Origin of the sequence: Pseudomonas sp. NFACC46-3 (assembly GCF_900114515.1) — a bacterium.
Lineage (GTDB): Bacteria > Pseudomonadota > Gammaproteobacteria > Pseudomonadales > Pseudomonadaceae > Aquipseudomonas > Aquipseudomonas fluorescens_Q.
Genome location: NZ_FOTH01000026.1, coordinates 25,991 through 41,747 on the forward strand (window position 1 = coordinate 25,991; position 15,757 = coordinate 41,747).

The following is a 15,757-nucleotide window of genomic DNA, read 5'->3' on the forward strand; positions in this document are numbered from 1 at the left end:
TCCAGTTGAGCGCTGCATAGTTAAAAACATAATTTCAAGGCGCAGAAAGGCCTGATGTCATTGTGAGTGACCTCAATAGAATGGCGGGTGCATGCGTCAGGCGTTATTGGCCGATAGGGAGTTCCTGGCCGGTGCTGCGGGTTCCCTGTTTGTCGTTAGTTAAGTTGCGGTGGTGCAGTCGGGTGAAAATAGTGGCGAAGGTAAAGGCCATGACGAGACTGGTCACCGTCAGGAAAACAAACAGCGCTGTTCCGCTCAACGCTTGTATGAAAAAGCCTCCGACAATGGGCGCCATGGAAAAGCCAATGCTGTAAAGCGACGCGGCGCCAAAGTAAGCGCCTCTCAGGTTTCGAGGTGCCAGGCTGTCGACAAAAAGATTCAAACATGGAAACAGTAGGGCCTGGCTAAGGCTCAGCAGCAGCACCGCGCCGTACCACAATAGTTGCACTTGATAAAAGTGTGCCGCCAGTGTCATGCCGGCCTGACTTAAAACCAGCAATACAGAACCGATATGGATCTTGGTCTCTAATGTTGCCTGTGCCAGAACCCTGGCCAGTGGCAGTTGAAGCAGCACGATCACGGTGGCATGCAGCACGATCAGATTGGCGACAAAGGGCAGGTACCCCTCGAACGCCAGCGAAGCCATCAATTGAGGCACGCTGGAATCAAAGCTGCCGAAGATGAACATCATGACGATGTTGTTGATCACGAGCAGGAGGAACACATGATCCCGGGAGAGGATCTGCAAGGTACTTCGCAAGGAGGTGGTGTTGATGGCCTTCAGGGTAATACCGCGACCGAACACCATGACGCCCGCCAGCAGGGCCAGGTAGGAGGCCGTCACCAGCACAAAGGACAGGGAATCCGTGGAAATGCCAAGCTTGAGCCCGAAGTAAGGGCCCACGGCGGCCCCAGCATTGAGAAAGAAATAGCGCAGGTGCATGGCACGTTCCACCAGAGAACAGGACTCGATGACATCACCGATGACCGTCTTGATTGGATTGTTGACCAGGGCCCAGGAGAGATTGGCCAACAGTGTTCCGGCGATGTAGCCCTCGGCATGCGTGCTGATACCCAGCAGCAAGTAGGAGACCATCGCCACTACGCAACCGACCAGGATGATCTTGAGGCGCCCGATCTTGTCGGAAAGATACCCGCTGTAGAAGCTGACCAGCGAAGAGAGGGCGATAGAGCAAGTCAGAATCAGGCCGATGGTCGAAGTGCTGAAACCGAACCGCGTATAGAGAACAATCGAAATGAATGGCCAAACCATCATTGACGTAGCGCGCGTCAGAAAGGTGCCAATGAACAGCATCCATATAAAGAATGGCAGCGATGAGAAATAGTATTTAAAACGGACAAGTTGGAAGGCGAGCATAAATAATCACATTGGATGTAATGCTTGGCGCATGACAATGAGGTAACGAAACGCAAACGACGAGACTTGAGTGTCTGGAGTTTAACGAAGGGCGGGCGCTGTAGAGTGTTTCCTGAGCCAGTTGTGCTCAGTCACTTTATTTAGTAAGCGCAGGCGTGTACCGAAGTTTGCCGATCGAAGCATCTGGTGATGCACAGCGAGGGGAGAGGAATTTTTTCATATCGATCCTTGATCTTAAACACGGTATTGCATCCTTTCTTTGGATCCAATCCTACACGACGTGTCACAAAATGTTAATAAAAAATTCACAATCGAACATTTGCTGTCGTTGAGCACCTCATGACGCTGCAATCGCGCACATGTTGTCTTCATTAAACGAAGTTGAACCAGAAGAAATTAGGTCGGCGGGAGGGGGCATTGCGCAGGGATACAGCAGCCAACACGCCGGACTCAGGCGTGTTGGCCTTAAGGATTACTCGGAAATCTGCAACTTGCGCGACTCGGTGTACACGTAGCGCACCTTCTCATACTCGAACGGCGAGTTCAGTTGCCCGTAGCGGAAGCTGGTCTGGTAGCGTTTGTCGACGCCGCGCAGAAGCAGCAATTCCGGGTGGTTGGCGCTGACTTCGGCGACATTGAGGTAGTTGATCGCTGATTCGGCCGTGTAGTCCACCAACAAGCCTGAGGTGTCGCGCAGGTTCGAAGGGCCGAAGATCGGCAATACGAAGTACGCGCCGCCAGGGACGCCGTAGAAGCCCAGGGTCTGGCCGAAGTCTTCGCTCTGGCGCGGCAGGCCCATGGCGGTGGCCGGGTCCCACAGGCCGGCGATGCCGACGGTGGTGTTGAGCAGCAGGCGCGCTGTGGTTTCCATCGAACGCTTGCCCTTGAATTGCAGCAGGCTGTTCATCAGGTTCGGCACATCCCCCAGGTTGTTGAAGAAGTTGCTGACGCCGGTGCGCACGAAGCTGGGCGTGACGTAGCGGTAGCCATCGACCACCGGCAGGAAGACCCATTGGTCGAAGCGGTAGTTGAAGTGGTAGACGCGGCGGTTCCAGGATTCCAGCGGGTCATAGACGTTCAAGGCATTGAGCGTCGAGCGCTCGAACTCACGCTGGTCCAGCCCCGGGTTGAACTTGAGCTTGCTCAACGGCTCCTTGAAACCGTCGGAGTCCACCACCACAGGCGCATTGGCCTTGCTGTTATCGGCCTGGACCAGGCCAGCACTCATTAACGCAGCGATAAGCAGGAGATATTTAGCCACGGAAGAACTCCAGCATCGCGTCGCTGTTGACGCGGTAATTAATGTTGCCGCAATGGCCGCCCAGTGGATAAACCGTCAAGCGGTCGCCAAAGGTCTTGCGCAGGAAGCCCAGGTCACCCGGGCCGAGGATCACGTCGTCAGCGTTGTGCATGACGGAGATCTTCGGGCTGTCGTGCAGGTAATCCTTCAGCGCGTACAGGCTGACCTGGTCGACCAGTTGCAACAGGCTGCCGCCGTCAGTGCGCGCGCGCCACATCGGAATCACCTGCTCGGTGAGGTAACAGTCGAAATCGCATTGCAGCGCACGCTTGAGGAACGGCGTCAGGCTGGTGCTTTCGGTAATCGGGAACTTGGGCGGGATGATCAGCCCGCGCCGATTGATCAGGTCCGAAGTGAACGCGATGTCGGCCGCCGAGAAACGGAACGAGGTGCCGATCAGCATGGCCATCTGCTCGTTGCTCAAGTGTTGCTTGGACTGCTGGAAGTCATAGAGCAGCGCATCGTTGAGGTCGATGTAGCCTTTTTGCTGGAAGTAGCGCGTCAGCTTGTTCAGTACCAGTTCGTAGAACGTGGTGGTGCTGTTGATGCCCTTGACCTCGGTCTGGACCAGTTTGTCCAGGTTGGTGATCGAGGTGTAGAGGTTCACCGGTGGGTTGAGCAACAGCACTTTCTTGAAATTGAAGCTGCGCCGGGTTTCGTCCAGGTGTGCGACGAAGGCCGCGTCCAGGGCGCCGAGGCTGTAGCCGGTCAGGTAATACTCGGTCACTGGCAGCTTGGGGTTCTGCGCGCGCACGGCTTGCATCACCCGGTACATGTCTTCGGCGTCTTCCTTGCTGATGCCCGGGGTGGCAAAGCGTGAGGCGGCGCTCATGAAGTCGAAGCTGGTGGGCGAGGACAACTGCACCACGTGGTAGCCGGCCTTGTAGTAGAGGCGCTTGAGGTATTCATTAATGCTACTGTCAAAGCGCGCACCGGTGCCGGCGATGAGGAAGATCAGCGGCGCGGGTTTGTCCTGGGTGGCCATGCGGTAAGTGAGGCTTTTCACCGGCCAGAAGTTGTCCGGCAGGATGAACTCGCGTTCCGGGCGCAGGGTCAGGCTGTGGTCCGCCTGATTGATGTCTTCGATCAGCGGCAGCTCCGGGCGCAGGTCCGGCGGAGTGGTGGCGATGGTCGCTTCGAACGGGTTGGTCAAGGGGTAGCCATAGCTGGCGGCGTCAATGTCTGCCGCCAGCGCGGACGCACTCAGGATAAGGCCGCCGAGAAGGGCAGCGAAGCGCAAGGAACGGAGCATGACTGGATCCCTTAGAGGAAGGTGCCGAATGAGGTTCGCAGGCTATGACCACCGAAGCGGAGCCAAGTGCCATGACGGGCACAAAACAGGCACGGACGGGGTGCGATAGTAGCGGGACGATACACGGTCGTGCGTGCTGGCGGCTAGTTATCTGGCGTTTGCCGGATTTGACTGCTAAATCTCATGTGTGATGGAGCTACAAATGCCCGGAACTGAGAGCTGGCGTTCTGATGTCGTTTCTCGTTGCCTCGACGTCGCAGGCAGAGCAGGTTCCAGATCGGCGCGGGTTGATGATCGACAGGTCAGTACTCCACTGACGTTCGAGCCGGTTTCTAAGCGGGCGTGATGGGGGCGCTGCCACCATAACTATACGTTGACGCCGCTCGGCATCCGCCGGGCGCAGCACTTTCGGGGAAGTAACGATGAAGATGCGACGACTCTTGGGCGCAGGTGCCGCACTGGTACTGGCGATCAGCTCCACACTGGCTAGCGCCGAAACCAAAACCCTGAGCATCGGTTACGTTGACGGCTGGTCCGACAGCGTCGCGACCACTCACGTGGCCGCCGAAGTGATCAAGCAGAAACTCGGTTATGACGTGAAGCTGCAAGCGGTCGCGACCGGGATCATGTGGCAAGGCGTGGCCACCGGCAAACTCGACGCGATGCTTTCGGCTTGGCTGCCGGTGACTCACGGCGATTATTGGACCAAGAACAAGGACCAAGTGGTCGATTATGGCCCGAACTTCAAGGACGCCAAAATCGGCCTGATCGTGCCGGAGTACGTCAAGGCCAAGTCGCTCGAAGATCTCAAGACCGACGACTCCTTCAAGAAGCGCATCGTCGGCATCGATGCCGGTTCAGGCGTGATGCTCAAGACCGAACAGGCAATCAAGGACTACGACCTGACCGGTTATCAACTCAAGGCCAGTTCCGGTGCCGGCATGATTGCCGAGCTGACCCGTGCCGAGAAGAAAAACGAATCCATCGCGGTCACCGGTTGGGTACCGCACTGGATGTTCGCCAAGTGGAAACTGCGCTTCCTGGAAGACCCGAAAGGCGTCTACGGCGCGGCTGAGACTGTAAACAGCATCGGCAGCAAGGAACTGGGCGCGAAGGCGCCGGAAGTGGCCGAGTTCCTGAAGAAGTTCCAGTGGGCTTCGAAAGACGAGATCGGCGAAGTCATGCTGGCGATCCAGGAAGGGGCTAAGCCGGACGCAGCGGCCAAGGACTGGGTCGCCAAGCACCCGGACCGTGTAAAAGAGTGGACCGGCAAGTAACTCACCGGGTTTAGCTGGCTCGAAAACCGCATGGCGTTGTGTCATGCGGTTTTTTTGTGCCCGCAATTCCTGAGTTCTACACCGAGCCCGGTGGGAGCAAGGTCTGTGGGAGCAAGGCTTGCCCGCGATAGCATCGCCTAGGTCTCAAGTTCAATCGAGGTGCCTGCATCGCGGGCAAGCCTTGCTCCCACAGGGGCTCGCTCCCATAGGGGGGCACAAGTAAACGCGGGAAACTGGTAAAGCGTCATGTCGTTCTAATACTAAGGTCGTCTGGAACCTGGCCTTGAGCCGCATAGAGTAGGGCTGTTCCAATTAAATCTGTGCTGCGAGGATAAAAACAATGAACGACAGCATTTACCTCTCGATTCAAAACAGCCCGCGCTTCAAGGAGCTGGTTCGAAAAAGAGAAAAGTTCGCCTGGATTCTCTCGGCGATCATGCTTGGGTTGTATTCCGGCTTCATTCTTCTGATCGCCTACGGGCCACACATTCTCGGGGCCAAGATCACGCCTGAGTCCACCATGACCTGGGGTATTCCCATCGGTGTCGGCCTGATTCTCTCGGCTTTCGTTCTGACTGCAATCTACGTACGGCGCGCCAACGGCGAGTTCGACGACCTGAACAATGCGATTCTCAAGGAGGCTCAGCAATGATCCGGCGTCTATTGGCCCTATTGAGCATCGCAGCGTTCGCCCCGGGCGCCTGGGCGGCTGAAGCCCTGACCGGTGCCGTGCAGAAGCAACCCCTTAACGTCGCGGCGATCCTGATGTTCGTTGCCTTCGTCGGCGCGACTTTGTACATCACCTACTGGGCGTCCAAGAAAAACAACTCGGCGGCCGACTACTATGCGGCCGGCGGCAAGATCACCGGCTTCCAGAACGGCCTGGCAATTGCTGGCGACTACATGTCGGCGGCGTCTTTCCTGGGCATTTCCGCGCTGGTGTTCACCTCCGGTTATGACGGTCTGATCTACTCCATCGGGTTCCTGGTGGGCTGGCCGATCATTCTGTTCCTGATCGCTGAGCGCCTGCGTAACCTGGGTAAATACACTTTTGCCGACGTGGCGTCCTATCGCCTCGGGCAAACCCAGATCCGCAGTCTGTCCGCCAGCGGCTCGCTGGTGGTGGTGGCGTTCTACCTGATCGCGCAAATGGTCGGTGCCGGCAAGCTGATCCAGCTGCTGTTCGGCCTGGACTACCACGTTGCGGTGATCCTGGTGGGCATCCTGATGTGCCTCTACGTGTTGTTCGGCGGCATGCTGGCCACCACCTGGGTACAGATCATCAAGGCGGTGCTGTTGCTGTCGGGTGCTTCGTTCATGGCGCTGATGGTGATGAAGCACGTCAACTTTGACTTCAACATGCTGTTTGCCGAAGCGGTCAAGGTTCACCCTAAGGGTGAGGCGATCATGAGCCCTGGCGGCCTGGTGAAGGATCCGATCTCGGCCTTCTCCCTCGGTCTGGCGCTGATGTTCGGTACCGCTGGCCTGCCACACATCCTGATGCGCTTCTTCACCGTGAGCGACGCCAAGGAAGCGCGCAAGAGCGTGCTGTATGCCACCGGCTTCATCGGTTACTTCTACATCCTGACCTTCATCATCGGCTTCGGCGCGATCCTGCTGGTCAGCACCAACCCGGCCTTCAAGGACGCGGCAGGTGCCTTGCTCGGCGGTAACAACATGGCGGCGGTGCACCTGGCCAATGCCGTGGGCGGCAGCATCTTCCTCGGCTTCATCTCGGCGGTAGCCTTTGCCACCATCCTGGCGGTAGTCGCGGGTCTGACCTTGGCCGGTGCCTCGGCGGTGTCCCATGACCTGTATGCCAGCGTGATCAGGAAAGGCAGGGTCAACGAGAAGGATGAGATCCGCGTCTCGAAAATCACCACCATTGCCCTGGCGGTGCTGGCGATCACCCTGGGTATCCTGTTCGAGAAGCAGAACATCGCGTTCATGGTCGGCCTGGCGTTCTCCATCGCGGCGAGCTGCAACTTCCCGGTACTGCTGCTTTCGATGTACTGGAAGAAGCTGACTACCCGTGGCGCCATGATTGGCGGCTGGCTGGGCCTGGTCAGTGCCGTGGGCCTGATGATCCTCGGCCCGACCATCTGGGTGCAGATCATGGGTCACGAGAAGGCGATCTTCCCGTATGAATACCCTGCGCTGTTCTCGATGGCCATCGCCTTCGTCGGCATCTGGTTCTTCTCCATTACCGACAAGTCGGCTGAAGGTGCAAACGAGCGGGCGCTGTTCTTCCCGCAGTTCGTGCGTTCGCAGACTGGTTTGGGGGCGAGTGGGGCGGTTAACCACTGATGCGGTAAGCAGTAAGCGTCGTGATTGAAGAAATACCCCGGTCGAGAGGCTGGGGTATTTTTTTGTGCCGGGTTTAAGGGGGGGCAGGGCTGCCGCCATCGCGAGCTTGCTCGCGATGGCGTCGGGCCTATCAATGCCGCTTCTGGATCAGATGAAAAGAGGCACAAACAAAACAGCCCCCGCTCTTATATAAGAAGCAGGGGCCGTTTCGGTGCAGCTTGAGACCTTGTTGCAAAGGCAGGTCTTACTTGCGATCTTCCAGCTTGGTGATATCACGCGACTCGTAGCCGGTGTACAGCTGGCGTGGGCGGCCGATCTTGTACGGGCTGGAGAGCATTTCCTTCCAGTGGGAGATCCAGCCCACGGTCCGCGCCAGGGCGAAGATCACGGTGAACATGCTGGTTGGAATGCCGATCGCCTTGAGGATGATCCCCGAGTAGAAGTCGACGTTCGGGTACAGCGAGCGCTCGATGAAGTACGGGTCGGTCAGGGCGATCTCTTCCAGGCGCATGGCCAGTTCGAGTTGCGGATCGTTCGTGATTCCCAGTTCCTTGAGCACTTCGTCGCAGGTCTGCTTCATCACGGTGGCGCGAGGGTCGCGGTTCTTGTAGACCCGGTGACCGAAGCCCATCAGCTTGAACGGATCGTTCTTGTCCTTGGCCTTGGCGATGAACTTGTCGATGTTCGAGACATCGCCGATTTCATCGAGCATGGTCAGTACCGCTTCGTTGGCACCGCCGTGGGCTGGGCCCCAGAGTGCGGCGATACCGGCGGCGATACAGGCGAACGGGTTGGCGCCCGAGGAACCCGCCAGGCGCACGGTGGACGTGGAGGCGTTCTGCTCGTGGTCGGCATGGAGGATGAAGATCCGGTCCATGGCCTTGGCGAGCACCGGGCTGATCGGTTTGATCTCGCACGGGGTGTTGAACATCATATGCAGGAAGTTCTCTGCATAGGTCAGGTCGTTGCGCGGGTACATCATGGGCTGGCCCATGGAGTACTTGTAGACCATGGCTGCCAGGGTCGGCATCTTCGCCACCAGGCGGATCGCGGAGATTTCGCGATGCTGGGGGTTATTGATGTCCAGGGAGTCGTGGTAGAAGGCCGAAAGGGCGCCGACAACGCCGCACATGACGGCCATCGGGTGGGCATCGCGACGGAAGCCGTTGAAGAAGGTCTTCAACTGTTCGTGAACCATGGTGTGGTTCTTCACGGTGCTGACGAACTGGGCCTTTTGCTCTGCGGTTGGCAGCTCGCCATTGAGCAGCAGGTAGCAGGTTTCCAGGTAGTCCGATTTTTCAGCCAGTTGCTCGATCGGGTAGCCGCGGTGCAGCAGGATGCCGTTGTCGCCGTCGATATAGGTGATTTTCGACTCGCACGAGGCGGTCGACATGAAACCTGGGTCAAAGGTGAAACGGCCCGTGGCCGTCAGGCCCCGTACGTCGATTACATCGGGACCAACGGTGCCGGTTAAAATGGGCAGCTCGACGGGGGCTGCGCCCTCGATGATCAACTGCGCTTTTTTGTCAGCCATGTGGCCTCCTATTAATGCTTGGAATCATCAGACAGACCCCCCACGCAGGGCCCGCACCACTATAGTGAGATAAATCCGAATGTCAATTTGCCTAAAGTCTTGCTCCAGAAGGCTTTAACCGGACTTTTTCCGCGAAATTACCTGCCGTTTACGCCTTTTGCGCCGTATGTGCAATGCGCTATTAGGGGAAGGTGAACGCGTTGTCATTAGTAGCCTAACTGTCTATACTCGGCCACCGACCGCCAGGGGCTTTTGGGCCTGCTTTCTTGGGGGTCGTCACTCCCTGGGTGGTGAGTACCTGACCAGTGCGCGCCCCAACAACTTTGCCCTGATTGTTAGGGGCTCTTCAGTGTGAAAAAAAAGCCGTGAAAAGCCAACGACCTGTAAACCTAGACCTAAGGACCATCAAACTCCCAGTCACTGCTTACACGTCCATTCTTCACCGTATTTCCGGTGTCATCCTCTTCGTCAGCCTGGCCATCATGCTTTATGCATTGGACAAGTCGCTCGATTCGGAAGAAGGCTTCGGTCAGGTGAAAGCGTGTCTGACCAGTCCGCTAGCCAAGCTAGTGATTTGGGGCATCCTGTCCGCCTTGCTGTATCACTTGGTTGCCGGTGTGCGCCACTTGATCATGGACATGGGCATCGGTGAGACGCTGGAAGGCGGCAAGCTGGGCTCGAAAATCGTTATCGCCGTTTCCGTGGTGGTAATCGTTCTGGCAGGAGTTTGGATATGGTAACCAACGTCACGAACCTTTCGCGTTCGGGCCTCTATGACTGGATGGCCCAGCGTGTGTCTGCGGTCGTTCTCGCGGCTTACTTCATCTTCCTGATCGGATATGTCGTAGCAAACCCAGGCCTGGGCTACGCCCAATGGCATGAACTGTTCGCAAACAACTGGATGCGTATCTTCAGTCTGCTGGCACTTGTCGCACTAGGCGCTCACGCCTGGGTCGGCATGTGGACCATCGCGACCGACTACCTGACGCCAATGGCGTTCGGCAAGTCGGCGACTGCCGTACGTTTCCTCTTCCAGGCAGTATGCGGCGTTGCGATGTTCGCTTACTTCGTCTGGGGTGTGCAGATTCTCTGGGGTATCTGATCCATGGCTAACATTCCAACGATTTCTTTCGACGCTATCATCATTGGTGGCGGCGGTGCCGGCATGCGCGCAGCGCTGCAGCTGGCACAGGGCGGTCACAAGACTGCCGTGATCACCAAGGTTTTCCCGACCCGTTCGCACACTGTTTCCGCCCAGGGCGGCATCACCTGCGCCATCGCTTCGGCCGACCCGAACGATGACTGGCGCTGGCACATGTACGATACCGTCAAGGGTTCCGACTACATCGGTGACCAGGACGCTATCGAATACATGTGTCAGGAAGGCCCGGCCGCGGTGTTCGAACTGGACCACATGGGTATGCCATTCTCGCGTACCGAGCAAGGTCGTATCTATCAGCGTCCATTCGGTGGCCAGTCCAAGGACTACGGCAAGGGCGGCCAGGCTGCGCGTACTTGCGCGGCGTCCGACCGTACCGGTCACGCGCTGCTGCACACCCTGTACCAGGGCAACCTGAAAGCCGGTACCACGTTCCTGAACGAGTACTACGCCGTTGACCTGGTGAAGAACCAGGACGGCGCCTTCGTCGGTGTGATCGCGATCTGCATCGAAACCGGCGAAACCACCTACATCCGCGCCAAGGCCACCGTACTGGCGACCGGCGGTGCAGGCCGTATCTACGCATCCACCACCAATGCCCTGATCAACACCGGTGACGGCGTCGGCATGGCCCTGCGCGCTGGCGTGCCGGTGCAAGACATCGAAATGTGGCAGTTCCACCCGACCGGCATCGCCGGCGCCGGTGTACTGGTGACCGAAGGTTGCCGTGGCGAAGGTGGTTACCTGATCAACAAGCACGGCGAGCGTTTCATGGAGCGCTATGCTCCGAACGCCAAGGACCTTGCCGGTCGTGACGTGGTTGCCCGTTCGATGGTTAAAGAAATCATCGCTGGCAACGGTTGCGGTCCGAATGGCGACCACGTGATGCTCAAGCTCGACCACCTGGGCGAGGAAGTGCTGCACAGCCGTCTGCCAGGCATCTGCGAACTGTCCAAGACCTTCGCTCACGTCGATCCAGTCGTTGCGCCGGTTCCAGTGGTTCCAACCTGCCACTATATGATGGGCGGCGTTGCCACCAACATTCATGGCCAGGCAATCACCCAGAACGCCGAAGGCGTGGACGAAATCATCCCTGGCCTGTTCGCAGTGGGTGAAGTGGCTTGCGTATCGGTCCACGGTGCCAACCGCCTGGGCGGCAACTCGTTGCTCGACCTGGTGGTCTTCGGTCGCGCTGCCGGCCTGCACCTGGAAAAAGCCCTCTCCGACGGTATCGAATATGACGATGCCACCGACGCCAACATCGAAGCCGCCTTGGCGCGTCTGTCCGCCCTGAACGAGCGTACCGAAGGCGAAGACGTGGCGACCCTGCGTCGCGAGTTGCAAAACTGCATGCAGAACTACTTCGGTGTATTCCGTACCGGCGAATACATGCAGAAGGGTATTGCCCAGCTGGCGCAATTGCGTGAACGAATCGCCAACGTGAAGATCAACGATAAGTCGCAGGCGTTCAACACTGCCCGTATCGAAGCGCTGGAGTTGCAGAACCTGCTGGAAGTGGCCGAAGCCACCGCCATCGCCGCAGAAGTGCGTAAAGAGTCCCGTGGCGCCCACGCCCGCGAAGACTTCGAAGACCGTGACGACGAAAACTGGCTGTGCCACACCTTGTACTTCCCGGGTGAAAAACGCGTCGCCAAGCGTGCCGTGAACTTCTCGCCGAAGACTGTTCCGACTTTCGAACCAAAAGTCCGGACTTATTAAGGGTGACCGCTATGTTGCAAGTCAGTGTTTATCGCTACAACCCTGATCAGGACGCTGCGCCGTTCATGCAGGACTTCCAGGTCGATACCGGTGGTAAAGACCTGATGGTGCTGGACGTGCTGGCCCTGATCAAGGAACAGGACGAAGGTTTCTCCTACCGTCGTTCCTGCCGTGAGGGCGTTTGCGGCTCCGACGGCATGAACATCAACGGCAAGAACGGCCTGGCCTGCATCACGCCGCTGTCGGCCGTGGTCAAGGGCAACAAGCTGATCGTTCGTCCGCTGCCAGGTTTGCCGGTTATCCGTGACCTGGTCGTCGATATGAGCATCTTCTACAAGCAATACGAGAAGGTGAAGCCATTCCTGCAGAACGACACGCCGGCTCCGGCCATCGAGCGTCTGCAGACTCCTGAAGAGCGTGAGAAGCTCGACGGTCTGTACGAGTGCATCCTGTGCGCTTGCTGCTCGACCTCGTGCCCATCCTTCTGGTGGAACCCGGACAAGTTCCTGGGCCCGGCCGCCCTGCTGCAAGCGTACCGCTTCCTGGCAGACAGCCGTGACACCAAGACGTCCGAGCGCCTGGCTTCGCTGGATGACCCGTTCAGCGTATTCCGCTGCCGCGGGATCATGAACTGCGTCAACGTCTGCCCGAAAGGCCTGAACCCGACTAAGGCCATCGGTCACATTCGTAACATGCTGCTGCAAAGCGGCGTTTGATTCAGCTGCTGTACCCGTAGGACCGTTGTACCCGTAAAGGCCAGGGCGCGGGCTTCAACCCGCGTCTTGGCTATAACCAGAACAGCCGCTCACAAAGCGGCGGTTCTTATTTTGAAGAAATGAGACAAGCAGGGGCATCCGGGCTGGTACCCGGACTATCAGCGTGATCCTAAGTGGCTTGTTTTAGTCGCTGCACTCGGACTTCTGCAAGTTTGCTCGGTGTTTTCGCCGGTGGTGTTCCCCTAATCGAGGGTGACCAAGCATGCAAGAAAGCGTGATGCAGCGCATGTGGAACAGTGCCCACCTTTCCGGTGGTAACGCTGCCTATGTGGAAGAGCTTTACGAGCTCTACCTGCACGACCCTAACGCTGTGCCAGAAGAATGGCGCACCTACTTTCAGAAGCTACCGGCCGACGGTAATTCTGCCACTGATGTTTCGCACTCGACGATTCGCGATCATTTCGTGTTGCTGGCAAAGAACCAGCGCCGCGCTCAACCGGTATCTGCCGGCAGCGTGAGCTCCGAACACGAGAAGAAGCAAGTTGAAGTATTGCGACTGATCCAGGCCTACCGGATGCGTGGCCACCAGGCAGCCCAGCTTGACCCGCTGGGGCTGTGGCAGCGTCCTGCACCTGCAGACCTGTCGATCACTCATTACGGCTTGACCAATGCCGACCTTGATACGACCTTCCGTGCCGGCGACCTGTTCATCGGCAAAGAGGAAGCGAGCCTACGCGAAATTCACGAAGCGTTGCAGCAGACATATTGCCGCACCATCGGCGCTGAATTTACGCACATCACCGATTCCGAGCAGCGCCAGTGGTTCCAGCAGCGTCTGGAAAGCGTTCGTGGCCGTCCGACGTACTCCGCCGACATCAAGAGCCACTTGCTCGAGCGCGTCACCGCCGGTGAAGGCCTGGAGAAATACCTGGGCACCAAGTACCCGGGTACCAAGCGTTTCGGCCTGGAAGGCGGCGAAAGTCTGATTCCGATGCTCGACGAGCTGATCCAGCGTTCCGGTTCCTACGGCACCAAGGAAGTCGTCATCGGCATGGCCCACCGTGGCCGCCTGAACGTACTGGTCAACACCTTCGGCAAGAACCCGCGCGAGCTGTTCGACGAGTTTGAAGGCAAGAAGAAGGTCGAGTTGGGTTCCGGTGACGTGAAATACCACCAGGGCTTCTCGTCCAACGTGATGACCACAGGTGGCGAAGTCCACCTGGCCATGGCGTTCAACCCGTCTCACCTGGAAATCGTTTCCCCGGTGGTCGAGGGTTCGGTCCGCGCTCGCCAGGATCGTCGCAACGATCCGACCGGCGAGAAGGTGCTGCCGATTTCCATCCACGGTGACGCGGCATTCGCCGGTCAGGGCGTGGTCATGGAAACCTTCCAGATGTCGCAGACCCGCGGTTTCAAGACCGGCGGCACCGTGCACATCGTGATCAACAACCAGGTCGGTTTCACCATCAGCAACCCGGAAGACTCGCGTTCCACCGAGTACGCGACCGACGTTGCGAAAATGATCCAGGCGCCGATTCTCCATGTGAATGGCGATGACCCGGAAGCCGTACTGTTCGTGACCCAGTTGGCCATCGACTACCGCATGCAGTACAAGCGCGACGTGGTCATCGACCTGGTCTGCTACCGTCGTCGCGGCCACAACGAGGCCGACGAGCCAAGCGGCACCCAGCCGTTGATGTACCAGCAGATCGCCAAGCAGCGCACCACCCGTGAGCTGTATGCCGAGCGCCTGACCCAGGGCGGTGTTCTGGATGCCGAGCGCGTCCAGGAAAAAGTCGATGAATACCGCAACGCCCTGGACAATGGCCTGCACGTTGTAAAAAGCCTGGTCAAAGAGCCGAACAAAGAGCTGTTCGTGGACTGGCGTCCATACCTGGGCCACGCCTGGACCGCGCGTCACGACACCCGTTTCGACCTCAAGACCCTGCAGGAACTGTCCGCCAAGCTGCTGGAAATCCCGGACGGCTTCGTGGTTCAGCGCCAGGTCGCGAAAATCTACGAAGACCGGCAGAAGATGCAAGCCGGCGGCCTGCCGATCAACTGGGGTTACGCTGAAACCATGGCGTACGCGACCCTGGCGTTCGAAGGCCACCCGGTTCGCATCACCGGCCAGGACGTAGGCCGCGGCACTTTCTCGCACCGCCACGCGGCGCTGCACAACCAGAAAGACGCCAGCACCTACATCCCGCTGCAACACCTGTACAAGGGCCAGCCACGTTTCGACCTGTACGATTCGTTGCTGTCCGAGGAAGCCGTCCTGGCGTTCGAATATGGCTACTCCACCACCGAGCCGAATGCGCTGGTGATCTGGGAAGCCCAGTTCGGCGACTTCGCCAACGGTGCCCAGGTGGTGGTCGACCAGTTCATCACCAGCGGCGAGCACAAGTGGGGCCGTCTCTGCGGTCTGACCATGCTGTTGCCACACGGTTATGAAGGGCAGGGGCCGGAGCACTCTTCGGCACGTCTGGAGCGTTACCTGCAACTGTGTGCCGAGCACAACGTCCAGGTCTGCGTACCGACCACGCCGGCACAGATCTACCACCTGCTGCGTCGTCAGGTCATCCGTCCGCTGCGCAAGCCGCTGATCGTGCTGACACCGAAGTCGCTGCTGCGTCACAAGCTGGCGATCTCCACGCTCGAGGATCTGGCCGAAGGCTCGTTCCAGACCGTTATTTCGGAAATCGACACGCTGGACGCGGCGAAGGTGACTCGCCTGGTCCTGTGCAGCGGCAAGGTCTACTACGACCTGCTGGAAAAACGTCGTGCCGAAGGCCGCGAAGACATCGCCATCGTGCGTATCGAGCAGCTTTACCCGTTCCCGGAAGAAGACCTGATGGAGGCCATCGCGCCTTACACCAACCTCACCCATGTGGTGTGGTGTCAGGAAGAACCGATGAACCAAGGCGCGTGGTACAGCAGCCAGCATCACCTGCGTCGCAGCATCGGCAACCATAACAAGGCCCTGGGTCTTGAATATGCCGGTCGTGATGCGTCCGCTGCACCTGCGTGTGGTTATGCGTCGATGCACGCCGAGCAGCAGGAAAAACTGCTGCAAGATGCTTTCACTGTTTAAGCCTTCGTGCTGACTGAAACC

The 15,757-nt window shown here is 58.4% G+C and carries 12 protein-coding genes; 8 read left to right on the forward strand and 4 right to left on the reverse strand.

Translation table 11 applies throughout. From position 1 onward, the window contains the following. Nucleotides 1-103: 103 nt before the first annotated feature. The 3 genes from BM300_RS22430 to BM300_RS22440 all read right to left on the reverse strand — a co-directional run bounded on the left by BM300_RS22430 (nt 104) and on the right by BM300_RS22440 (nt 3,930). Complete coding sequence (locus BM300_RS22430; RefSeq protein WP_092464076.1) at nt 104-1,378, reverse strand: MFS transporter; 1,275 nt, start codon at nt 1,376-1,378, stop codon at nt 104-106. Between the two features lie 472 nt (nt 1,379-1,850). Continuing rightward, nucleotides 1,851-2,639 carry an MlaA family lipoprotein gene (locus tag BM300_RS22435; RefSeq protein ID WP_092224681.1) on the reverse strand — a complete coding sequence of 263 codons (789 nt, stop codon included), beginning with the start codon at nt 2,637-2,639 and terminating at the stop codon, nt 1,851-1,853. After that, on the reverse strand, nt 2,632-3,930 hold the full coding sequence (locus BM300_RS22440; RefSeq protein WP_092224683.1) for an alpha/beta fold hydrolase: 1,299 nt from the start codon (nt 3,928-3,930) through the stop codon (nt 2,632-2,634). The genes BM300_RS22435 and BM300_RS22440 overlap by 8 nt, the downstream gene beginning before the upstream one ends. A 422-nt stretch (nt 3,931-4,352) precedes the next feature. Here BM300_RS22440 and BM300_RS22445 point away from each other — a divergent pair, with 422 nt between their 5' ends. From BM300_RS22445 to BM300_RS22455, 3 genes are all read left to right on the forward strand, one after another. Then, a complete protein-coding gene (locus BM300_RS22445) occupies nt 4,353-5,207 on the forward strand; it encodes a glycine betaine ABC transporter substrate-binding protein (RefSeq protein ID WP_063324839.1) in 855 nt (284 codons plus the stop codon). 340 nt (nt 5,208-5,547) lie between these two features. Next, entirely contained in the window at nt 5,548-5,859 is a 312-nt protein-coding gene (locus tag BM300_RS22450; protein ID WP_003179217.1) for a DUF485 domain-containing protein, read from the forward strand. Next, a complete protein-coding gene (locus BM300_RS22455) occupies nt 5,856-7,514 on the forward strand; it encodes a cation acetate symporter (protein WP_063324840.1) in 1,659 nt (552 codons plus the stop codon). Before BM300_RS22450 ends, BM300_RS22455 begins: the two co-directional genes overlap by 4 nt. Before the next feature lie 244 nt (nt 7,515-7,758). On the opposite strand, the gene gltA is transcribed toward BM300_RS22455, so the two are convergent. After that, complete coding sequence (gene gltA, locus BM300_RS22460; protein ID WP_092224685.1) at nt 7,759-9,048, reverse strand: citrate synthase; 1,290 nt, start codon at nt 9,046-9,048, stop codon at nt 7,759-7,761. A gap of 365 nt (nt 9,049-9,413) precedes the next feature. Between gltA and sdhC the strand changes: the two genes are divergently transcribed. The 5 genes from sdhC to BM300_RS22485 all read left to right on the forward strand — a co-directional run bounded on the left by sdhC (nt 9,414) and on the right by BM300_RS22485 (nt 15,736). After that, nucleotides 9,414-9,788 (forward strand): succinate dehydrogenase, cytochrome b556 subunit, encoded by a 375-nt coding sequence (sdhC, locus tag BM300_RS22465; RefSeq protein ID WP_024780620.1) that lies wholly within the window; start codon nt 9,414-9,416, stop codon nt 9,786-9,788. Next, nucleotides 9,782-10,150 (forward strand): succinate dehydrogenase, hydrophobic membrane anchor protein, encoded by a 369-nt coding sequence (sdhD, locus tag BM300_RS22470; protein ID WP_003204438.1) that lies wholly within the window; start codon nt 9,782-9,784, stop codon nt 10,148-10,150. Before sdhC ends, sdhD begins: the two co-directional genes overlap by 7 nt. A 3-nt stretch (nt 10,151-10,153) precedes the next feature. Beyond that, nucleotides 10,154-11,926, forward strand: a complete 1,773-nt coding sequence (sdhA, locus tag BM300_RS22475; protein WP_063324841.1) for a succinate dehydrogenase flavoprotein subunit — start codon at nt 10,154-10,156, stop codon at nt 11,924-11,926. Between the two features lie 11 nt (nt 11,927-11,937). Beyond that, nucleotides 11,938-12,642, forward strand: coding sequence for a succinate dehydrogenase iron-sulfur subunit (locus BM300_RS22480; RefSeq protein ID WP_003204434.1), 705 nt, complete (start codon nt 11,938-11,940; stop codon nt 12,640-12,642). A gap of 262 nt (nt 12,643-12,904) precedes the next feature. Then, nucleotides 12,905-15,736 carry a 2-oxoglutarate dehydrogenase E1 component gene (locus tag BM300_RS22485; protein WP_092147827.1) on the forward strand — a complete coding sequence of 944 codons (2,832 nt, stop codon included), beginning with the start codon at nt 12,905-12,907 and terminating at the stop codon, nt 15,734-15,736. The last annotated feature ends 21 nt before the right edge of the window (nt 15,737-15,757 follow it).